The organism is Gemmobacter lutimaris, from assembly GCF_003570715.1.
In the GTDB taxonomy this organism is placed as follows: domain Bacteria; phylum Pseudomonadota; class Alphaproteobacteria; order Rhodobacterales; family Rhodobacteraceae; genus Gemmobacter; species Gemmobacter lutimaris.
In genome coordinates, this window is the sequence record NZ_QXXQ01000010.1 from 90135 (window position 1) to 111738 (window position 21604).

The window sequence follows — 21604 nt, forward strand, 5'->3', positions numbered from 1 at the left end:
ACGTCGGGGCGCACGGCAGCGCCCCGACCATCAATCACTCGGACAGGGTGAAGGCCGCAGTGTATTTGTCCACGTTGTCCTTGGTGATCAGCAGGCAGTCGAAAAGCTGCTTTTCGGTCGCCGCGCCGGTGGAGCCGGTCTTGATCACGTTGTCGGCCTGACGCACGGCTTCGGCCGAGAACACGGCGACGGGTTGCAGGACGGTATATTGCATCTCGCCCGCCTTCACCGCCGCGACCGCATCGGGCGAACCGTCAAAGCCGCCGACCTTCACCTGATCCAGCTTGCCCGCCTCTTTCAGCGCAGCAATCGCACCCAGCGCCATCTCGTCATTGCCCGAAATCACACCGATGATGTCGGGGTTGGCTTGCAGCAGCGACTGCATCTTCTGATACCCTTGGGTGCGGTCCCAGTTCGCCACTTCCTTGCCGACCTTTTCCAGATCCGGGTATTGGGTGATGACGGTCTCATAGCCGTTGGAACGGGTCGCGGCATTGTTGTCCGACGGATTGCCGAACAGCTCGACATATTTGCCGGCGTCGCCCACATCGGCCACCCACTGTTCCGCCCCCAGCGCGGCGCCTTGCGCGTTGTTCGACACGAGCTGCGCCTTGGCGAGGCCTTCCTGGTTGATCTCGGCATTCACGAGGATCACCGGGATGCCCGCATCCACGGCCTTCTTCACGGCCCCGATGGAGCCATCGGCATTTGCCGGGTCAAGGATGATGGCGGCCGACTTGTTGGTGATCGCGGTGTCGATCAGCGTGCTTTCGGTGTTCGTGTCGCCCTTGTGGGCCGAAACATTGGCCGTGTAGCCCATGCTTTCGGCGGTGGCCTTGGCCACTTCGCCCTCGGTGAACCAGTAGGGGTTCGCCGGGTCGGTGACGATGATCGAGATCAGACCCTCGGCTGCAGCGGCATAGCTCATCAGCGGGGTCACGGCCACGGCGGCCATCAGGGCGCGGCGGGTCAGTTTCAGCATGGTTCTCTCTCCCTTGGTTTGGTCGTTTGCCGTCTTGGCAAGGCTTTCCGCGCGGGCCGGTTGGGTCCGGCCCGGTCGGGAAGGTCGGTCCGGCTCAGCCCTTGCGGGCCCCTTTGCCGTATTGGATGGAGTTCATCAGCACCGCGAGCACGATCACCGCGCCGGTGAACACGGTCTGCCAGTAGGACGAGACCCCGATGATCACGAGCCCGTCGGACAGGAAGCCGATGACGAAGGCGCCCAGCATGGTGCCGCGCACCGTGCCGCGCCCGCCGGTCAGCGCGGCGCCGCCGATGACCACCGCCGCGATGGCGGTCAGTTCATAGGTGGTGCCCGCGGTCGGCCCGGCCGAGGTGAGCTGCGACGACAGCACCAGCCCCGCCACCGCCGCCAGCATGCCCGACAGGGTGTAGACGGTGATCTTCACCCGCTTGACCGGCACGCCCGACAGATCGGCCGCACGTTCATTGCCGCCCGAGGCGTAGAGCCAGCGCCCGAAAGCCGACCGGCTGAGCATCAGCCCCGCCAGAACCGCAATTCCCGCCAGCACCAGAACCGAGATCGGAATGCCCGCCAGCCGGTTGAAGCCCAGCCAGTCGAAGCCGGTGTTGCCCAGTTCCGGGCGCCCCGAAAGATTGTTGTAGGTCAGGCCGTTGGTCATCAGCAGGGCGATGCCGCGCGCCACATACATCACCCCCAGCGTGGCGACAAAGGCGGGCACCTTGAACCAGGCAATCAGCACGCCGTTCACCGCGCCCACCGCCGCGCCCAGCGCGCAGGTCAGCACCACGACCGCCCAGACCGGCGGGTAGAGGATGACGCCCAGCGCCTGCATCTCCACCCCCTGCATCAGCGCCCCGGCGATCACGCCGGAAAGCGCCAGCACCGAACCGACCGACAGGTCGATCCCGCCGTTCAGGATCACCAGCAGCATGCCCACGGCCAAGATGCCGTAAATCGCCACATGGCTGGCCATGATGAGGAAGTTCGACACCGTGAAATAGTTCGGCGACAGAAAGGAAAACACGGCGACGATCAGGATCAGCGCAAAGAAGGCGCGACCTTCCAGCAGCAGCCGGCCAAGGCTGAAGGCGGGTTTCGCGGCGGCCGTGCGGGCGAGTGTGGTATCCGACATGGGATGGCTCCGTTACTTGGTCGCTGAGGATCGGCCGTCAGGCCGCCACGGACTCGCCCGAGGCGGCCATGATCTTTTCCTTGCTGACGTTGGAATCGAATTCGGCCGAGATGCGGCCCTTGTGCATGACGATGATCCGATGCGCGATCGACAGGCATTCACCGACTTCCGAGGTCGAATAGATCACGGCAAGGCCGCGCTTCGCCTCTTCGGCCAGCAGCTTGAACACCTCGGCCTTGGCGCCGATGTCGATGCCGCGCGAGGGTTCGTCCAGCATGATGACGCGGGGTTTCGTGGCCAGCATCTTGCCGATGACGACCTTCTGCTGGTTTCCGCCAGAGAGTGAACCGATGGCGGCGGCCGGGCCGGAAGTCTTGACCGTCACCTCTCGGATAGAGGCGTCGATCAGCGCGCGTTCGGCCTTCTTCTGGGTGAACAGCCCTTTGGTAAAGCTGGCGATGGAGGCAAGCGACAGGTTTTCCCCCACGCTCATGGTCTGCACCAGCCCGTCGCGCTGCCGATCCTCGGGCACCAGCGCAAGACCGCGCGCAATGCGTTCGGCGATGGACAGATGCGAGATTTCGCGCCCCTCCAGCACCACTTCGCCGCTGCTGGCGCGCAGACGGCCCGCCACAGTTTCCAGAAGCTCCGTCCGCCCGGCGCCCATCAGCCCGTAGATGCAGACCACCTCGCCCGCGCGCAGATCCAGCGACAGCCGGTCCACCACGTTGAAGGCGCCGCCCTTGGGATCGGCCACCGTCAGGTCACGCACCGACAAGGCCACTTCGCCAAAGACATGCCCCTCGGGCGGGCTGCCCAGATCGTAATTGTCGCCCACCATATTGCGGACGATCCACTCAAGGTCGATCTCGGCGCGCGGCGCATAGGCGGTCATGGTGCCGTCGCGCAGCACCACGGCATGATCGGTGATCTGCAACGCCTCTTCCAGATGGTGCGAAATATAGACGATGCTGACGCCCTTGGCCGTCAGGTCGCGGATGACCTTGAACAGCACCTCGACCTCGGAGGCCGAAAGCGCGCTGGTCGGTTCGTCCATGATCAGGATGCGGCTGTCCACCGACAGGGCGCGGGCGATTTCCACGATCTGCTGCTGGCCAAGGCGCAACTCCTCCACCGGGGTCAGCGGGTCGATGTCTTCCTCAAGCTCTGCCATCAGGCGGCGGGCCTGACGTTCTTCCTCGGCGAAATCGACGCCGGTCGGGCCCATGATCTCGCGCCCCATGAAGATATTGTCGCGCACGCTCAGGTTCGGGGCGAGGCTGAGTTCCTGGTGGATGATGGAAATGCCGCGATCCCGCGCCTCGGTCGAATTGTTGAAGGCAACCGGCTTGCCATCCAGAATGATCTCGCCGCTGGTCGGCTGGATCACCCCCGACAGGATCTTCATCAGCGTCGATTTGCCCGCGCCATTCTCACCGAAAAGCGTGGTCACCTGCCCGCGATGGATGTCGAAGTTCACGCCCTTCAGAGCGTGCACATTGCCGTAGGATTTCGCCACGTTGCGGGCCGCCAGAACGACCTCGGCCAGATCCGGCTTCTGCTGCGGAACATCGGTCATTTCACGGTGATCCTAACAGGAGTGATCATCCAGTTTTTCGGATTCACCAGCCGGAACGCGCCGATGACCTCGACCGTCCTGCCTTGCAACGATGCGGTATCCAGCCCGTCCAGCACCGCCTTCTTCATGGCGCGGTTTATGCCCGAACCAGCGTCCTGATATTCGATCTGGTTCTTGAAATTCCCGAAAGCGATGTCTCCCGGCGCATCGCGCAGATCGGTGCCATTGATCGCCGGGCCGGTTTGCAGCCGGACCTTGATTTCCGCTGGCATACCCTCGACTGCAAGCTGGTAGACGCCTGACTTGCCTTCGCCCACCACACCCGAAAGCTTCACCGGAATGATGGCCCCTGTCGAAGACACGGTGCCGTATTTCTGACCCGCCGCCGCCTTGTCTGCCAGCGCCTCGGGCGCCACCAGAAGCGCATCGACCGCACGCTCCTCGATATTGGCCTGAATGCGGGGGAATTCCGCCTCGCCAAAGCTGTCGGGCGAAAATGCCTGCTGGCGGACATCCAGATCAGACCCCAGATGCACCACCTTGGTATCCAGCGCCATGGCAGCCAGAAGCGCGACGCCCAGCCCGACAGCAATCATCAGACCACGGCGTGAAGGGGCGGGCGCCTTGGGGGCGGGGGTGTTTACGGTGCTCATCAGCGGCTCTCCCTGATCGAGGTGCGGCAAGCGGAATGCAGGTGGCCCGAGCCACCGAATCGCGCGGCAACTGCGCACCCGGCCGATACATACAGCCCGGCGCCAACCGTGCGGCGGCCTGCCTGATATGACATGATTTCTTTCATTTTCAACGGCATGCACCCCTCCCCGGCACCTGTCGTTCTGGCTGTCTCCCCCCGGATGCGCCGCATCCTTCGGCAATGCGAAACCCGGCCAGCCCATTCTTGACAGTTCCAACCCTAACTGAAATAAATTTCTCTGTCCGCAAAAAAATACACATTCACTGCAAACCTGTGCTATGAAACGGATGACCGGCGCCGGAGGGGGCGCAAGGGAAACGACCGTGCGGCGTTCTGGTGCTGCGTGGAAGCTGGGAGACAAGGGGTATGGCATCAGAAGACTCCGGGGCATCGTCAGGGTCCGGGCGCGATCTGCTGATCGGCATTGATGCGGGCACGTCGGTCATCAAGGCCGTGGCCTTCGATCTGACCGGACGGCAGATCGATTCGGCGGCCGTTCCGAATCGCTATGCCAACGGCGCGGGCGGGGCGGTGACGCAATCGCTGGCCAATACCTGGGCTGATTGCACCGCCGCGCTGCGCGGTCTGGGCGCGAAGGTCGAAGGGCTGGCCTTCCGCACCGCTGCGCTGGCCGTCACCGGGCAGGGCGATGGCACATGGCTTGTCGGGGCGCACAACCTGCCAGCAGGCGATGCCTGGCTCTGGCTGGATGCCCGCGCGGCACCAACTGTTGCGCGACTGGCCGCCACCCCGGCGAACCGCGCAAGATTCGAGGCGACGGGCACCGGGCTGAACACCTGCCAGCAGGGCAGCCAGCTTGCCCATATGCAGACGCATCATCCCGAGCTTCTGGCACAGGCCGAGGTCGCGCTGCATTGCAAGGACTGGCTTTATCTCAACCTGACCGGGGTGCGCGCCACCGATCCGTCGGAGGCCAGCTTCACCTTCGGCAATTTCCGCAACCGCGCCTATGACGATGCGGTGATTGACGCGCTGGGCCTGACCGCGCAACGCCACCTGCTGCCCGAAATCATTGACGGCACGCAGGTCACCCATCTGTTGACACCTGAGGCCGCCGCGCAGACCGGGCTTCTGGCCGGCACGCCGGTCAGCCTTGGCTATGTGGACATGGTGATGACAGCACTGGGCGCCGGCGTCGTGGGCGGGGCGGGCGATGTAGCCTGTTCCACCGTCGGCTCCACCGGCGTGCACATGCGCGCGGTTGCGGCAGGCAATGTGCATCTGAACGCCGAGGGCACCGGCTATGTGATCTGTCTGCCGGTGCCCGGTCTGGTCACGCAGGTGCAGACCAACATGGCCGCCACGCTGAACATCGACTGGGCGCTGGGTCTTGCCGCCGATGTGTTGCGTGACTTCGGCCACGACACCGCCCCGCGCGATCTGGTCGCCCGGATCGACGGTTGGCTGGCGCAAAGCGCGCCGGGGCAGATCGTCTATATGCCCTATATCTCGGCCGCGGGCGAACGCGGTCCCTTCGTCAACGCCGATGCCCGTGCGGGCTTCACCGGCCTGTCTCTGAACCACCGTTACCCCGACATCCTGCGCGCCGTGGCCGAGGGGCTGGGCCATGCCATGCGCGACTGTTACGCCGCAATGGGCAGCCTGCCCGGTGAGTTGCGCCTGACCGGCGGCGCCGCGCGCTCGCACGGGCTGCGTGGCATCCTCTCCGCTGCCATCGACGCGCCGGTGCGCGTGTCGGCCCGCGAAGAGGCCGGGGCGGCGGGCGCTGCCATGATGGCCGCCGTCGCCATCGGCGCCTACCCGGACATGCACGCCTGCATCGCCGACTGGGTCACACCGCTTCTGGGCGCGCCCGAGACCCCCGACCCCGGGCTGGTCGCCGCCTATGGCCGCATCTTTCCCGCTTTTGCCGCCGCGCGGCGTGGCCTTGTCCCCGCCTGGGACGCGCTGGCCGCCGCCCGGTCGTTCCATGAAGGAGACTGACATGACCACCGAACCCGGAATGATCGACCTGTTCGTCATCGGCGGCGGGATCAACGGCGCCGGTATCGCGCGCGATGCCGCCGGGCGTGGCCTGTCGGTCGTGCTGTGCGAAAAGGACGATCTGGCCGAGGGCACCTCGTCCCGTTCCGGCAAGCTGGTGCATGGCGGCTTGCGCTATCTGGAATATTACGAATTCCGGCTGGTGCGCGAGGCACTGATCGAACGTGAGGTGCTGCTGAACGCAGCCCCGCACATCATCTGGCCCATGCGCTTTGTCCTGCCGCACAGCCCCGAAGATCGGCCCGCATGGCTGGTGCGGCTGGGCCTCTTTCTTTACGACCACCTTGGCGGCCGCAAGAAACTGCCCGGCACCCGCACGCTGGACCTGCGCCGCGACCCCGAGGGCACGCCGATCCTCGACCAGTTCACCCGCGGTTTCGAATATTCCGATTGCTGGGTGGATGACGCGCGGCTTGTGGTACTGAATGCGCTTGGCGCGGCGGAAAAGGGGGCCGAGGTGCTGACCCGCTCACCTGCCATTTCGGCCCGGCGCGAAAACGGCGGCTGGACCATCATCACCCGCGACAGCGCCACCGGCGAAACCCGGACCTTCCGCGCGAAATGTCTTGTGAACTGCGCCGGTCCCTGGGTCAGTGAAGTGATCAACAATGTCGCCGGGTCAAATTCGGCGCGCAATGTCCGGCTGGTGAAGGGTAGCCATATCATCGTGCCAAAATGGTGGGCCGGATCGAACGCCTATCTGGTGCAGAACCACGACAAGCGCGTCATCTTCATCAACCCCTACGAGGGCGACAAGGCGCTGATCGGCACCACCGACATTGCCTATGAGGGCCGGGCCGAGGATGTGGCGGCAGACGAATCCGAAATCGACTATCTGCTGGCCGCCGTGAACCGCTATTTCAAGGAAAAGCTGCGCCGTTCCGACGTGTTGCACAGCTTTTCCGGCGTGCGGCCGCTGTTCGACGATGGCAAGGGCAACCCCTCGGCCGTGACGCGGGATTATGTCTTTGATCTGGACGAAACCGGCGGCGCGCCACTTCTGAACGTCTTCGGTGGCAAGATCACCACTTTCCGCGAACTGGCGGAGCGTGGGTTGCACCGGCTGCGCCATATCTTCCCGAAAATGGGTGATGACTGGACGCAGCATGCCCCCTTGCCCGGCGGCGAGATGCCCGGCGCGGATTACGAGACCTTCGCCAACGGCCTGCGCGACAGCTACCCTTGGATGCCGCGCAATCTGGTGCAGCATTACGGTCGGCTTTACGGCGCGCGGACCCATGATGTGGTGGGCGCGGCGACTGGACTGGCCGGGCTGGGCCGTCATTTCGGCGGCAACCTTTACGAGGCCGAAGTGCGTTACCTGACCACCAAGGAATGGGCCCGCACGGCCGAGGACATCCTTTATCGCCGCACCAAGCATTACCTGCACCTGACCGCCGACCAGCGCGCCGCCTTTGCCGACTGGTTCGACGCCGCCCGCCTTGCCGCCTGAGGTTCCCATGGCCCTGACGCTTTCGCTCAATACCAATCCGCTGGTAAACCGCTTCGCCGATCCCGATGACCTGATCGACACCGTGGCGCGCGACCTGCGCATCCGCGACCTGCAACTGACGCATGAGTTCATCAACCCGAGCTGGCCCGCCCCGGTGATCCGCCGCCTGACCCGGCAGATGGGCGCCGCGCTGGCGCGCACCGGGGTGCGGGTGACCAGCGGCATGACCGGGCCTTATGGGCGGCTCAACCATTTCGGCCATCCCGACCGCGACGTGCGGCGCTATTATATGGACTGGTTCAAGACCTTCGCCGACATCACCGCCGATTTGGGCGGCACTTCGGTCGGCACACAATTCGCCATCTTCACCTATCAGGATTACGACGATCCGGCGCGGCGCGAGGCGCTGATCCAGACCGCGATCGACTGCTGGGCCGAGGTGGCGGAACACGCCAAATCCGCCGGGCTGCGCTATGTGTTCTGGGAACCGATGAGCGTGGGCCGCGAATTTGGCGAAACCATCGCCGCCGCGCTGGCGCTGCAAGACCGGCTGACGGCGGCGCATATGGCCGTGCCGATGTGGATGATGGCCGACATTGACCATGGCGATGTGACCAGCCCCAACCCCGCCGATACCGACCCTTACGCCTGGGCGCGGGCGGTGCCGAAGGTCAGCCCGATCATCCATATCAAGCAGTCGATGATGGACAAATCGGGCCACCGCCCCTTTACGGCCGCCTTCAACGCCAAAGGCTCGATCCAGCCCGAACCGCTGCTGGCCGCCTTTGCCGAAGGCGGCGCGATGGATAACGAGATCTGCCTTGAACTCAGCTTCAAGGAACGCGAGCCGAATGACCGGCAGGTGATCGCGCAGATCGCCGAAAGCGTGGCTTTCTGGGCGCCGCATATCGACAGCGGCGCGCAAAACCTGAATATCTGAGGTCGCATAACCCCGGAGCCCGCCGATGACCCAAGCCTTCGCCTTCGCCACCGCAACCGAAATCCTGTTCGGACGCGGAAAGCTGGTCGAGGCACCGGGCCGCATCGCGGCCTTGGGGCGGCGTGTCCTGCTGGTTGGCGGGGCGACACCTGCCCGTGCGGCGCCACTGGCCTCCGCGCTGGCAGCAGCAGGTTGCACGGTCACGCATATCGCCGTGCCGCGTGAACCCGATGTGCCGCTGATCGAGGCCGGGGTGGCACTGGCCCGCACCACGGGCGCCGAAGTCGTCGTGGCCCTCGGCGGCGGGGCGGTGATCGACGCGGGCAAGGCCATCGCCGCCATGGTGCCCGCCCCGCGCCCGATGCTGGACCATCTGGAGGTCGTGGGCCTTGGCCTGCCGCTGGATGTGCCCCCCCTGCCCTTCGTTGCCATCCCCACCACGGCCGGCACCGGGGCCGAGGTCACGCGCAACGCTGTGATCGGCGTGCCGGATCACGCCCGCAAGGTCAGCCTGCGCGACGCGCGGATGCTGCCGCGTCTGGCGCTGGTCGATCCGGCGCTGACCGATGGCTGCCCGCGCGCCATAACGCTCGCCTCGGGGCTGGATGCGATCACGCAGGTAATCGAGCCTTTCACCAGCACCCGCGCCAACCCGCTGACCGATGCGCTTTGCGCCGATGCCATCCCGCGCGGTCTGGCGGCGCTGCAACGGCTGATGCAGGGCGAGGACGCACCGGCGCGCGACGAAATGGCTTGGGTAAGCCTGTGCGGCGGCCTCGCGCTGGCCAATGCCGGGCTGGGCGCCGTGCACGGGCTGGCCGGCCCGCTTGGCGGGCTGACCGGCGCCGCGCATGGCGCGATCTGCGGCGCGCTTCTGCCGCATGTGCTGCGCGCCAATCGCCGTGCGGTGACCGATCCGGCGCGGCTGGACCGGGTGGCAGGCTGGCTTGCCGCAGCCTTCGACACGGCGCCCGACATGGACAGTGCCGCACAGGCTCTGTCTGTATGGTCGCAAAGCGCCGGTCTGCCCGGCCTGGCCGCGCAAGGCATCGGTCCAAAGGCCCGCGCCGCAGCGGCACAGGCCGCCGCCACTTCGTCCTCGATGAAGGCCAATCCGGCGGCTCTGTCGGAAGCCGATCTTGTCGCCGTCCAAGACGCCGCCGCCTGAAAGGAAGCCCATGGCCCGCCGCAGCCCGCTTGACCCCGAGGAAAGCCTCGCCATCCGCGCGGCCTGGCTGCATTACGCGGGCGGGCTGACACAGGCCGCCGTGGCGAAACGGCTGGGCCTGCCCTCGGTGAAAACCCACCGGCTGATCGCGCGGGCGGTGGCGGACGGTGCGGTCAAGGTGTCCATCGACGGCGCGATTGTCGAATGCGTGGAACTGGAGCAACAGTTGGCCACCCGCTACGGGCTGGAAAGCTGCGAGGTTGCCCCCGATCTGGGGGAAGAAGGGCTGCCGCTGCGCGCGCTGGGCCTGGCGGGCGCGGGCTTCCTGCGGCGGGTCATTGAAAGCGGTGAACATGCGGTGATCGGCCTTGGCCATGGCCGAACGCTCGCCGCCGCCGTTCAGCAACTGCCGCGCTTTGACGCCGGGGGCACGCGCTTCGTCTCGCTTCTGGGCGGGTTGACGCGGAACTACGCCGCCAACCCGCATGACGTGATGCACCGCATGGCCGAAAAGACCGGCGCGCAATCCTATGTCATGCCGGTGCCCTTCTTCGCCAATTCGGCCGAGGACCGGGCGATCCTGCTGGCACAACCCGGCGTGCGCGAGGTGTTCGACATGTCAAACGGCGCCGGGCTGAAGGTGGTGGGCATCGGCACCGCCGACGCCGATGCACAGCTTGTTGCCTCGGGCATGATCGAGCCGCGCGAGATCGCCGAGATCAATGCGGCGGGCGGCGCGGGCGAGATGCTGGGCCATTTCTTCGACGCCACCGGGCATGTGCTGGAAACCACGCTGACGGCACGGACCTTGGCCGTGGATCTGGACGGGCCAGAGGGCAGCCATGTCGTCGCCATCGCAGGCGGTCCGGGCAAGGTGGCGGCTGTGCGGGCGGTATTGAACAGCGGGCGGTTGCGGGGCCTCATCACCGACGAGGCCACCGCCATGGCATTGATGGCGGACGCGGGCTAGCCCCGCGCCAAAAGCTTCGCCCGCGCCATGATCGCCTCTTTGGTGATGCCAAACTCCTGATACAGCCGCTCTGCCGGGGCAGAGGCGCCGAAGCCGGGCATACCGATCACGTCATCCTCCGATGCGACATAGCGGGTCCAGCCGAACTTGCCCGCAGCCTCGACCGCGATGCGGGGGGCATCGCCCATCACAATGGCACGGTATTCGGCGCTCTGCGCCTCGAACAGTTCCCACGACGGCATCGAGACGACAGCGACCGCCATGCCTTCGCCATGCAGCGCCTCGGCCGCCTCGACCGCCAACGCGACCTCGGTGCCGGTGGCGATCAGCGTCACATCCCGCCCTTCGCCGAACTGGCGGATCACATAGGCGCCCTTCGCGGTCAGGTTTTCGGCTCCCGCCTCCAGACGCAGTTGCGGCACGTCCTGACGCGACAGCGCCATCAGCGAGGGCACATGGCGGTTGCGAATGGCGATATCCCAGGCTTCCAGCGTTTCCACCACATCGGCGGGGCGGAACACCGTCAGCCCCGGAATGGCGCGCAACGAGGCCATGTGTTCGATCGGCTGGTGGGTCGGACCGTCCTCGCCCAGACCGATGCTGTCATGCGTCATCACATAGACGACCCCCAGCCCCATCAGCGCCGAAAGCCGGATCGCATTGCGGCAATAGTCGGAAAACACAAGGAACGTGCCACCATAAGGGAGGAACCCGCCATGCAGGGCGAAGCCGTTCATCGCCGCAGCCATCCCGAATTCGCGCACGCCATAGCCGATGTAACGGCCCGGCGCCTCGCGCGTATACTGGCTGTCCACCGCCGGAACGCGCGTGAGGTTCGACCCGGTCAGATCAGCCGAGCCGCCGATCATTTCAGGCAGCGCCGGGGTCAGTGCCTCCAGCGCCATCTGGCTGGCCTTGCGGGTGGCGGCTTTCTTCGGCTGGGCAAAAAGTGTCGCACGCGCTTTGGCCAGTGCCGCCTCATAACCGGCAGGCAGATCGCACGACAGGCGGCGCAGAAATTCGGTGCGTTCCGACTCGGGGCGGGCGGCAAGGCGTGCCTCCCATGCCGCACGGTCCGCAGCCCCGCGCACCCCGATGGCCCGCCATTCGGCGCCCAATTCGGCGGGAATTTCAAACGGCGCAGCAGTCCAGCCCAGCGCCGCCTTGGTCGCCTCTGCCTCCGCCGTGCCCAGCGGGGCGCCATGCACCGCATAGGTGCCTGCCTTGCCGGGCGAACCGAAGCCGATCACGGTTTTCAGGGCGATCAGCGAGGGCTTCGCGGTTTCCGCCTTGGCCGCCGCGATGGCTGCATCCAGCGCCTGCCCGTCATGGCCATCGCAGCTTTGCACATGCCATCCACAGGCCCGCAGACGCGCAGGCACATCCTCGGAGAAACTGACTGACGTTGGCCCATCAATGGTGATGGCATTGTCATCGTAAAGCACGATCAGCTTGCCCAGCCCTAGATGTCCGGCAAGGCTGATCGCTTCTTGCCCGATGCCCTCTTGCAGGCAGCCATCGCCCAGAAACACATAGGTATGGTGGTCCACCAGATCGGCGCCGAACTCGGCCGCCAGCCGCTGTTCCGCCAGCGCCATGCCAACGGCGGTGGCTATGCCCTGCCCCAGCGGCCCGGTCGTGACCTCGATCCCTTGCGCATGGCCATATTCCGGGTGGCCCGCCGTAATCGCGCCCCATTGCCGGAAATTGCGGATCTGATCCAGCGTCATATCCTCATAGCCGGTCAGATGCAGCAGCCCGTAAAGCAGCATCGAGGCATGGCCGTTCGACAGCACGAAACGATCGCGATCCGGCCATCCGGGATTCTTCGCGTCAAATTTCAGGTGCTTGCGGAACAGCACGGCAGCCGCATCCGCCATCCCCATCGGTGCGCCGGGATGACCGGATTTCGCCGCCTCCACCGCGTCGATGGCCAGCGCGCGCAGGCAGTTGGCAAGCGCAAAGTTCTGCGGGTCAAGCGCGGCCTTGGCCGCGATGGCGTTGTCCATCGGCATGGGCGTCCTCCTGTTTGCGCTAACGTAACTTCCGCTCTGTGATTTCACAACAAAAATCACATCATAAATCACAAAATAACAATAATCATGTTGTGATATGCCGCGCCCATGTTAGAAAGCCATCAGCAGCAGGAGGGAATCGTGAAGCGCGAGGAACGCAGACAGGCGATCATGGATCTGCTGGTCGAGGCGCGCGCCGTCGATCTGGATGACCTGGCCGACCGCTTTGCCGTGTCGAAAATGACCATTCACCGCGATCTGGACGATCTGGAACAGGCGGGCCTGCTGCGCAAGGTGCGCGGCGGCGCCACCATCGAGGCGGGAACCCAGTTCGAAAGCGATTTCCGCATCCGCGAATTGCAGGACGGCGCCGCCAAGGCCCGCATGGCCCGCGCAGCACTGGAGCTGATCGAACCGGGCATGACAGTGATGATCAACGATGGCTCCATGGCCGCACTGCTGGGTGCCTCGCTGGTGGAAAAGCGGCCGCTGACCGTCATTACCAACAACGCCGCCATCATCGACCGGCTGCGCAATGAAGCCGGGATCACCCTCATCGCGCTGGGCGGCGTGTTCAGCGCCAAGTTCAACGGCTTTTTCGGCGTGGTGACCGAGGGCGCGCTGGCGCGGCTGCGCGCCGACATCGCCTTCATCTCCTCCCCTGCCGTCTCGGGCCTGCAAGCCTTTCACATGGATGACGCCGTGGTGCGCGCTAAGCGCGCCATGATGGCGGCTTCGGCCCGCTGCTGCCTGCTGGTAAACCACACCCGTTTCGGCCGCTCGGCGCTGCATGTGCTGGCCGACCTGACGGAATTCGACACCATCATCACCGACGATGCCCCCGCGCCCGAGGATCGCGCCGCGCTGGACCGCGCGGGGATCGCCCTGACCATCGCCAAGGATTGACACATGGAACCGCAAGTCTGGATCGGCACAAGCTGGAAGATGAACAAGCTGCTGACCGATGGCCGCGCCTTCGCCGAAGGGCTGCGCGCTGCCGACGCCGCACGCGACCCGCGCATCCAGCGCTTTGTCATACCGCCCTTCACCCTTGTGCGCGAAGTCAAGGCGGCGCTGGCCGATACCAGCGTCAAGGTCGGTGCGCAGAACATGCATTGGGCCGATGACGGTGCCTGGACCGGCGAGGTTTCGCCCCTGATGCTGAAGGATTGCGGGCTGGACATCGTGGAACTGGGCCACAGCGAACGGCGCGAACATTTCGGCGAGACCGACAAGACCGTCGGCCTCAAGACCGAGGCGGCGGTGCGTCACGGGCTGATCCCGCTGATCTGCATCGGCGAAACGCTGGCTGAGCGCGAATCAGGTCGCGCGCAAGAGGTGCTGGAGACGCAGGTGCGTGGCGCCCTGGGCAAGCTTTCGGGGGCGCAGAAACAGGCGCAGATCCTGCTGGCGTATGAACCCGTCTGGGCCATCGGGGTGAACGGCATCCCCGCGACCTCCGATTACGCCGATGCGCGTCAGGCCGAGATCATCGCGGTGGCCGAAGACGTGCTCGGCCGCCGCATCCCCTGCCTCTACGGCGGCTCGGTCAATCCGGGCAACTGCGAGGAACTCATTTCCTGCCCGCATATCGACGGGCTGTTCATCGGGCGCTCGGCGTGGAATGTCGAAGGTTACCTCGACATTCTGGCCCGCTGCGCCGCCAAACTGTGAAGGATCACGACATGAAACTGGCAATTGCAGGCGACAGCGCGGGTGAAGGTCTGGCCAAGGTTCTGGCCGACTACCTGAAAGGCAAGCACGATGTGGCCGAGATCAGCCGCACCGATGCCGGCCCCGATACCTTCTACGCCAACCTCTCGGACCGCGTGGCGAGCGCGGTTCTGGCCGGCACCTATGACCGGGCGATCCTTGTCTGTGGCACCGGCATCGGCGTCTGCATCGCGGCGAACAAGGTGCCGGGCATCCGCGCCGCGCTGACGCATGACACCTATTCCGCCGAACGCGCCGCGCTGTCGAATAATGCGCAGATCATCACTATGGGCGCCCGCGTCATCGGAACGGAGCTTGCGAAGGCTATTGCGGATGCATGGTTGGCCGAAACGATGAATTTTGACGCGAATGGCCGGTCCGCCAGCAATGTTTGCGCCATTGATGAGGTGGACGCGAAGTACAACAAGCGGTAATCGCTTGATGAGAGAGCTTGACGGGGTGCGTTGGCCCGCACCCCTGCAAATCCGAAAGGGGCAATGATGCTTCGCCTGCCCAATGACGGCGCTGCCACCGGCACGCCGCTGGACGAATACCTGCGCGCGCGCGGCGGGGCGGCGGCTATCGTCGCGGCACTCGCCCATGCCTTGCCACCGCTGGCCGACCGGCTGGCCGCCGGGCGCCTGCATGGCGACCCCGAGACCATCGTCGGCACCAACGATTCCGGCGACAAGCAGAAGGCGCTGGACGTTGCCGCGCATGATCACATGCTGGCGGCCCTTGCCGCCGCCGGTGTGCGCAAGGTGCTGTCGGAAGAAGCCGAGGCGGTGATCGACCTTGCGCCCGAGGGCACCTTCGACGTGGCCATCGACCCGATCGACGGCTCCGGCTCTATCGGAATCGGCGCGCCGCTGGGGATGCTGTTTTCCATCCTGCCCGCCGCGCCCGAGGGCTTTCTGCGGACCGGCCGCGCCATCGTGGCGGCGGGCTATGCCTCTTTCGGGCATAGCTGCGACTTCGGCTTCTCGTTGGGCGAAGGCGTGATCATCGCCACCTTCGACCGCGAGCTGAACGGCTTTCGCATTGCCCGCGAGGGCGTGACGCTGAAGCCGGAAACGAAAAGCATCGCCTATAACGCCTCGAACGAACGGCACTGGCCCGAGGGGCTGCAAGCCTGGGCGCGCGACCTGCGCGCCGGCAAGGAAGGCCCGCGCGGCAAGGATTTCAACATGCGCTGGCTGGCGGCGGCGGTGGGCGAACTACACCGCATCCTGCTGCAGGGCGGCGTGTTCCTCTATCCCGCCGACCGCCGCAAGGGATATGAAAACGGCCGCCTGCGGCTGGTCTATGAAGCCGCGCCCATCGCTTTCCTGATGGAACAGGCCGGCGGCAAGGCCACCGATGGCGCGATGCCGATCCTCGACCGGCAGCCGCAAGCCTTGCACGAAAATACCGCTTTGATCTTCGGCGCCGCGGAAGAGGTCGATACAATCGGCACCTACCTCGGCGCCCCCAACCCCCGACAAGGATGATTCCATGGCCCGGATCACGCTTCGCCAACTGCTCGACCACGCCGCCGAAAACGGCTACGGCGTTCCCGCCTTCAACATCTCGAACATGGAACAGGGGCTGGCCATCATGGCCGCCGCGAAGGCGACCAATTCGCCGGTCATCATTCAGGCGAGCCGCGGCGCCCGCTCTTACGCCGGTGACCGCGTTCTGGCCCGCCTGATCGACGGCCTGACCGAAACCTACCCGAACATCCCGGTCTGCATGCACCTTGACCACGGCAACAACCTTGCCACCTGCGCGACCGCCATCCAGAACGGCTTCACCTCGGTGATGATGGACGGGTCGCTGAAAGAGGACGGCAAGACCCCTGCCGACTACGCCTATAACCGCAACATCACCAAGGCGGTGGTCGATATGGCCCATGCCTGCGGCGTGTCGGTCGAGGGCGAGCTGGGCGTTCTGGGCAGCCTTGAAACCGGGATGGGCGATCAGGAAGACGGCCATGGCGCGACCGAGAAGCTGAGCCATGATCAGCTTCTGACCGACCCGGCCGAAGCCGAGAAATTCGTGGCCGAAACCGGCGTCGATGCGCTGGCCATCGCCATGGGCACCTCGCATGGCGCTTACAAGTTCACCCGCAAACCCGACGGCGACATCCTTGCGATGCACGTCATCGAGGAAATTCACCGCCGCCTGCCGAACACCCATCTGGTGATGCACGGCTCGTCCTCGGTGCCCGAGGATCTGCAAAAGATCATCAATGCCTATGGCGGCGACATCAAGCCGACATGGGGCGTGCCGGTCGAGGAAATCCAGCGCGGCATCAAATCGGGCGTGCGCAAGATCAACATCGACACCGACAACCGCCTTGCCGCGACCGCCGCGATCCGCAAATCTTTTGCGGAAGATCCGGCCGAGTTCGACCCGCGCAAATATCTGAAGGCGGCGATGGGCATGATGACCGAGGTCTGCAAGCAGCGGTTCGAGGCTTTCGGCACCGCTGGCAACGCCGACAAGATCCGCGTCATGCCGGTCGAAGTCATGGCGAAACGCTACTGATCCGACCGGGCGCGCAGGCCCTGCTTGCGCGCCCGCAGGTCATGACTGCGGGGCGCCGCCAAGGGCGCCTCGGCCAGCGCGCCCAGATCGGCGCGCCGCAGCTTCTGGGTCGAGGTCGTGGGCAGGCTGTCCACGAACACGACCACCCCCGGCACCTTGAAATAGCTGAGCTGCGTCGCGCACCGGTCGAACACAGCCTGCGCCAGCGCCGCCTCGTCCTGCCCGGTCTTGGGCACGATGACGGCCAGAACCTCCTCGCCGCGCAGCGGCTCGGGCATGGCGACCACGGCAACCTGTGCGACACCGGCGCAAGAGGCCACCGCGCCCTCAACCTCGATGGCCGCAATATTCTCGCCCGAGCGGCGGATGATGTTCTTCTTGCGGTCGTTGAAGTAAAGCCGCCCCCCGGCGTCGCGGATCACCACATCTCCGGTATGGAACCAGCCGCCCGCCCATGCCTCCGCCGTGGCCTCGGCGTTCTTCAGATAGCCCGAGAACAGCCCCCGGCGCGGATCGTCCCCCGCCGCCCGCACCCAAAGCTCGCCCGGCGTTCCGTCGGGCACATCGGCGCCCATGTCATCGACCACGCGCGCCTCCATCGCCGGGCCGGGGCGCGCAGGGTTGCCGATGCAACGGCTGCCCAGAACGCGCGGCTCCTCCCATGCGCACAGCACGCAGGCACCGCCGGTTTCCGTCATTGCCCAGCCTTCCAGCAGCGGCACACCATAGCGCGCTTCGAACACCGCATGGTGATCGGGATGCACACCGCCACCCAGACCAAACCGCATCCCATGCGCGCGATCCTCGGGGCCTTCCGGCAGTTCCAGCAGGATGGCGGGCATGACGCCAAGATAGTGGAAGCAGGTCGCCCCCGTCTCTGCCGCCTCGTACCACCAGTTGCGGGGATGAAAGCGATCCACGATCACCTGCGCCCCGCCGGTGGTCAGCATCCCCATGAAGGAATGGCCCGAGGCATTGACGTGAAACGCCGGCAGCGGCGTCATCAACCGCTCGGCCCAAGGACGCAGCGAGATCGCGCCGCCCTGCGCGGCATACCATCGTCCCCAGTTCAGGAAGTAAAGGTTCGACAGGATGCAGCCCTTGGGCTTGCCCGTCGTGCCAGAGGTATAGACCAGCGCCGCCTCGGCTTCCTCGCCCGTCTGGCCGCCGGGGGCAGCCGGGGCCGGGGGCGGCACCTCGCCGGGCCCGATCACCGGCAGGCCCAGCGGCGCGGCGGCGGTGCGGACATGACCCGCCCGCGCTTCCAGCGCAATCGCCAGAACCGCACCACTATGGCCCAGCACATAGCCGAACTCCTCGGCGCTGCCATCGGGGTTCAGCGGCACCGCGCTGATGCCAAGGCTGTTCAGCGCCAGCCAGTGCAGGAAATGCTCGGGCCGGTTTTCCAGCAGCAGCGCCACCCGATGTCCCGGCCCATAGCCCGCCGCCGCGAAGGCAGAGGCCAGCCGCGCCACTTCGGCCTGAACCTCGCCATAGCTCCAGCACGCTTTCGCGCCCCACAGCGCCTGAACCGAGGCAGGCAGCAGGAACAGCGGTGCATCGGGGCGTTCGGCGGCCTTTTCAGCCAGCAGCGCGGCAATCGTCGTCATGTGCGCAGACCCGCCTTTTGCAGAAGCGGCAGAACCCTGTCGCAGAAATAGGGCAGTTCATACAGGTAGTTGGCGAAGGACAGCGCAATCCCGGCATAGCCCTGTTCGGAAATCGCCTTCATTTCCTCGACGATCTTTTCCGGCGTGCCGACCAGCGGATAGCTGCCCGCCCCACCGGCAAAACGCTTGCGATAGCGGTCATAGGCATCGGCGTCGTGGGAATGCGAGAATTCCTTCTTGCCGGCCATATGCTGATCGACGGCCTCCTTATCCGCCAGTGTCACGGCATAGCGTTCGTAATACTCTTCCGCTTCGGCCTGCGTTTCGCGGCAGACCACATGACAGACGGTATAACAGCCAACATCACGGCCTACCTTTTCGGCGCGGCCGCGAATATCCGCGACATGCTTGCCTGCCTCGGCAATCTCGGTGAATGTTGTGAACAGATATTCACAATGCGCCGCCGCGAAGTCGCGGCCGGGGCCACCGAAAGCCGCGTTCATCGTCACCGGACGCGGAGATTGCAGGCTAGCGGGGCGACTGACCGCCTGTTTCAGCTGGTAGAAATCACCGTTGAAATCAATCGGCCCCTCGGCGGCATAGACCTGCTCGATTATCTGCAGCCATTCCGAGGCCTGATCATAGCCCTTTTCCACCAGCGGGATGTTGAACATCCCGAATTCCTTCGGGTTCCAGCCGCAGACGATGTTCAGCCCGGCCCGCCCGCCCGAGATATGGTCTACCGTCGCCAGCGCCTTGGCGGCGTAAAGCGGATGCACGATCGGCACATGCACCGTCATGAACAGCCCGATCCGCTGCGTCGCCGCCGCAAGCCCCGCCGCCCAGGTGAAGGTCTCATACGACCATTCGCGCACCTTGTTCTTGCCGCCGAACCCGGCCCAGCGGGCGATAGGCAGGAAGAAATCAATCCCCGCGCGGTCAGCGATCTGCGCAGCCGACAGGTTGTCATTCCACAGCGCGCGCCAGCGTTCGGGCACATCGGTTATCGCCAGCCCGCCGTCGGCATTGGCCGCAAAGATACCGAGCTTCAGCTTGTTGGGGCCTTTCAAGGGATGCAGTCGCGTCATCGGAGCCTCGTTAAAAAGGCGGCTGACCATAGGTCAGTCGGTCAGGGGGAATGGAGGCGCGCGTCGGGATCAGACTAGAGACTGTGGTCAATATTTCAAGTATGAAATACATGACCACAGCGGTTTATCAGCCGCGCCGGAAGCCCTGCGCCGCAAGCTGGCGGAAATCGCCCATCGCCTGTTCCGGCGCGCGGCAGCAATGCGGTCCTCGGTTCGGCTCCAGCCCGTTCAGCCGGTGTAGCCGCACCTGCATTTCCGCCTGCATCAGCGCGACGGCAGCGCAGTTCACCACCGGCGCGGCGCCGACTTTCAGCCCGTATTCACCGCCGATCAGCAGCCCCGGCAACACGCCCGCCGGCACGATGACATCGGCGCCACCTTCCACCATCGGTTCGGCCACCTTGCGGAAGCCGTCGATCATCCGCGCCTTCGCCACCTCGTCGCCCGCGAAGGCGGCCGAGAAATCCGACGGCAGAATGTTCAACCCGGCGATATGGCTGATCCGGTGGCCAAGGCCGTAAAGATCGGCCTGTTCGCGGTGCATGTTGCGGTAAACGTCGTCCAGCGAGACCAGCGCGATCATCCGCCCCAGCTGCGCCGCCAGATGCAGCGTCGCCTCGCCGGTGCCGATGACCGGGATGCCCACCGCCGATTTCAGCTCGTAAAGGCCGGGGTCCTGAAAATGCCCCATGACGATGGCGTCATAGCCGTCGGCCTCGGCCTGAATGCCCTGATCCACCGCCTGCACGGCGCAGCGGAACTCTGACAGTCGACCGAAGCCGCGGTCGGGGGGCGAGATGCCATGCACCTCGACCGTGGTGCCGGGGCTGGCGATCTCGTTCAGATAGGACGAGAGCTTCGCCAGATAGGCCGCGCTGGCCGTGGCGTCGATGAAACTTTGCCAGTAGATGCGCATTCATCCCTCCTTCGGGATCAGGGCCAGCACCCGCAGCGGGCTGCCCGAACCTTCATGAACCTTCAGCGGCGCGGCGAGGATCACCGCCCCGGTCGGCGGCAGGCGGTCCAGCGCGGCAAGGCATTGCAGCCCGTAGCGCCCCGCGCCATGCAGATAGTGATGCGCGGGATAGGGCGGCGTCAGATGCCCGCCCTGCCCGGCATCGGTGCCGATGGTTTCGGTGCCGAAGCCAAGGATGCCGCGCTCCTCGACCAGCCAGCGCATCACCGCGGCATCGGGGCCGGGGGTATGGGCGCCATCGTCGCGCAGGTTGGCATAAGCCGCGCCCTGCCGTTTCGACCAGTCGCTCCGCATCAGCACCCAGGCGCGCGCCGGGATGCGACCGTGTTTCGCCTCCCATGCCTCGACATGGGCGATGGTCAGCAGGAAATCCGGGTCGGCGCTTTCCACCGAGCAGTCGATCACACAGGCCGGGGCAATCATATCCGCCACCGGCAGGGTATCGACCGTGTTCAGCGGCAGGTCGCGGCCGGTGAACCAATGCACAGGCGCATCAAAATGTGTGCCGGTATGTTCGCCGAAGCTGAGATTGTTCCAATACCACGCCGGGCCATTGGCATCGTAACGCGAGATGCGTTCGATCCGCACCGGGGCCGAGGCGCCAAATTCCGGCGGCAGCACGATGGTGGGGCTGTCCTCGCGCAGGGTCTGCGTCAGGTCCACCACCTCCACCACGCCGGAACCGAGCGCCGAGACAAGCAAGGTCAACGGATTGGTCATGCGATGC

General features: G+C 65.6%; 19 protein-coding genes. 10 read left to right on the top strand and 9 right to left on the bottom strand.

The features are described from left to right. Positions 1-34 precede the first annotated feature (34 nt). The 4 genes from D2N39_RS16105 to D2N39_RS16120 form a co-directional block, all read right to left on the bottom strand. Entirely contained in the window at positions 35-982 is a 948-nt protein-coding gene (locus D2N39_RS16105; RefSeq protein ID WP_199725270.1) for a D-ribose ABC transporter substrate-binding protein, read from the bottom strand. A 94-nt stretch (positions 983-1076) separates the two neighbouring features. Beyond that, on the bottom strand, positions 1077-2117 hold the full coding sequence (locus D2N39_RS16110; RefSeq protein ID WP_119135811.1) for an ABC transporter permease: 1041 nt from the start codon (positions 2115-2117) through the stop codon (positions 1077-1079). A 37-nt stretch (positions 2118-2154) separates the two neighbouring features. Next, positions 2155-3696 (bottom strand): sugar ABC transporter ATP-binding protein, encoded by a 1542-nt coding sequence (locus tag D2N39_RS16115; RefSeq protein ID WP_119135812.1) that lies wholly within the window; start codon positions 3694-3696, stop codon positions 2155-2157. Beyond that, a complete protein-coding gene (locus D2N39_RS16120) occupies positions 3693-4349 on the bottom strand; it encodes a DUF2291 family protein (RefSeq protein WP_119135813.1) in 657 nt (218 codons plus the stop codon). Before D2N39_RS16120 ends, D2N39_RS16115 begins: the two co-directional genes overlap by 4 nt. 407 nt (positions 4350-4756) lie before the next feature. Between D2N39_RS16120 and D2N39_RS16125 the strand changes: the two genes are divergently transcribed. From D2N39_RS16125 to D2N39_RS16145, 5 genes are read left to right on the top strand one after another with little or no spacing between them, the layout of a single operon-like run. After that, positions 4757-6355: an FGGY-family carbohydrate kinase gene (locus tag D2N39_RS16125; RefSeq protein WP_119135814.1), complete on the top strand. Its 1599-nt coding sequence runs from the start codon at positions 4757-4759 to the stop codon at positions 6353-6355. Position 6356: 1 nt separating this feature from the next. After that, positions 6357-7868: a glycerol-3-phosphate dehydrogenase gene (locus D2N39_RS16130; protein ID WP_119135815.1), complete on the top strand. Its 1512-nt coding sequence runs from the start codon at positions 6357-6359 to the stop codon at positions 7866-7868. A 7-nt stretch (positions 7869-7875) separates the two neighbouring features. Further along, positions 7876-8808: a sugar phosphate isomerase/epimerase family protein gene (locus tag D2N39_RS16135; protein ID WP_119135816.1), complete on the top strand. Its 933-nt coding sequence runs from the start codon at positions 7876-7878 to the stop codon at positions 8806-8808. A 25-nt stretch (positions 8809-8833) separates the two neighbouring features. Further along, positions 8834-9976, top strand: a complete 1143-nt coding sequence (locus tag D2N39_RS16140) for an iron-containing alcohol dehydrogenase (RefSeq protein WP_119135817.1) — start codon at positions 8834-8836, stop codon at positions 9974-9976. Positions 9977-9986: 10 nt separating this feature from the next. Continuing rightward, the gene (locus D2N39_RS16145) at positions 9987-10946 is read left to right on the top strand and encodes a sugar-binding transcriptional regulator (RefSeq protein WP_119135818.1); all 960 of its coding nucleotides are present in this window, start codon (positions 9987-9989) and stop codon (positions 10944-10946) included. Here the strand turns inward: D2N39_RS16145 and tkt are convergent. Continuing rightward, the gene (gene tkt, locus D2N39_RS16150) at positions 10943-12961 is read right to left on the bottom strand and encodes a transketolase (RefSeq protein WP_119135819.1); all 2019 of its coding nucleotides are present in this window, start codon (positions 12959-12961) and stop codon (positions 10943-10945) included. The two genes, D2N39_RS16145 and tkt, sit on opposite strands and share 4 nt — an antisense overlap. 141 nt (positions 12962-13102) lie before the next feature. Between tkt and D2N39_RS16155 the strand changes: the two genes are divergently transcribed. From D2N39_RS16155 to fba, 5 genes are all read left to right on the top strand, one after another. Then, positions 13103-13867: a DeoR/GlpR family DNA-binding transcription regulator gene (locus D2N39_RS16155; protein ID WP_119135872.1), complete on the top strand. Its 765-nt coding sequence runs from the start codon at positions 13103-13105 to the stop codon at positions 13865-13867. 3 nt (positions 13868-13870) lie between these two features. Further along, a complete protein-coding gene (locus D2N39_RS16160; protein WP_119135820.1) occupies positions 13871-14635 on the top strand; it encodes a triose-phosphate isomerase in 765 nt (254 codons plus the stop codon). A gap of 11 nt (positions 14636-14646) precedes the next feature. Next, complete coding sequence (gene derI / locus D2N39_RS16165) at positions 14647-15108, top strand: D-erythrulose-4-phosphate isomerase (protein ID WP_119135821.1); 462 nt, start codon at positions 14647-14649, stop codon at positions 15106-15108. Between the two features lie 63 nt (positions 15109-15171). Beyond that, on the top strand, positions 15172-16164 hold the full coding sequence (locus D2N39_RS16170; protein ID WP_325048514.1) for a class 1 fructose-bisphosphatase: 993 nt from the start codon (positions 15172-15174) through the stop codon (positions 16162-16164). Positions 16165-16168: 4 nt separating this feature from the next. Then, positions 16169-17203, top strand: a complete 1035-nt coding sequence (gene fba, locus D2N39_RS16175) for a class II fructose-bisphosphate aldolase (RefSeq protein WP_119135822.1) — start codon at positions 16169-16171, stop codon at positions 17201-17203. Here the strand turns inward: fba and D2N39_RS16180 are convergent. From D2N39_RS16180 to D2N39_RS16195, 4 genes are all read right to left on the bottom strand, one after another. Continuing rightward, positions 17197-18813 carry an AMP-binding protein gene (locus D2N39_RS16180; protein ID WP_119135823.1) on the bottom strand — a complete coding sequence of 539 codons (1617 nt, stop codon included), beginning with the start codon at positions 18811-18813 and terminating at the stop codon, positions 17197-17199. The two genes, fba and D2N39_RS16180, sit on opposite strands and share 7 nt — an antisense overlap. Beyond that, complete coding sequence (locus D2N39_RS16185; RefSeq protein WP_119135824.1) at positions 18810-19901, bottom strand: LLM class flavin-dependent oxidoreductase; 1092 nt, start codon at positions 19899-19901, stop codon at positions 18810-18812. The genes D2N39_RS16180 and D2N39_RS16185 overlap by 4 nt, the downstream gene beginning before the upstream one ends. 127 nt (positions 19902-20028) lie before the next feature. Continuing rightward, on the bottom strand, positions 20029-20817 hold the full coding sequence (locus D2N39_RS16190; protein WP_119135825.1) for an aspartate/glutamate racemase family protein: 789 nt from the start codon (positions 20815-20817) through the stop codon (positions 20029-20031). Next, positions 20818-21597 (bottom strand): cyclase family protein, encoded by a 780-nt coding sequence (locus D2N39_RS16195; protein ID WP_119135826.1) that lies wholly within the window; start codon positions 21595-21597, stop codon positions 20818-20820. Positions 21598-21604: the final 7 nt, after the last annotated feature.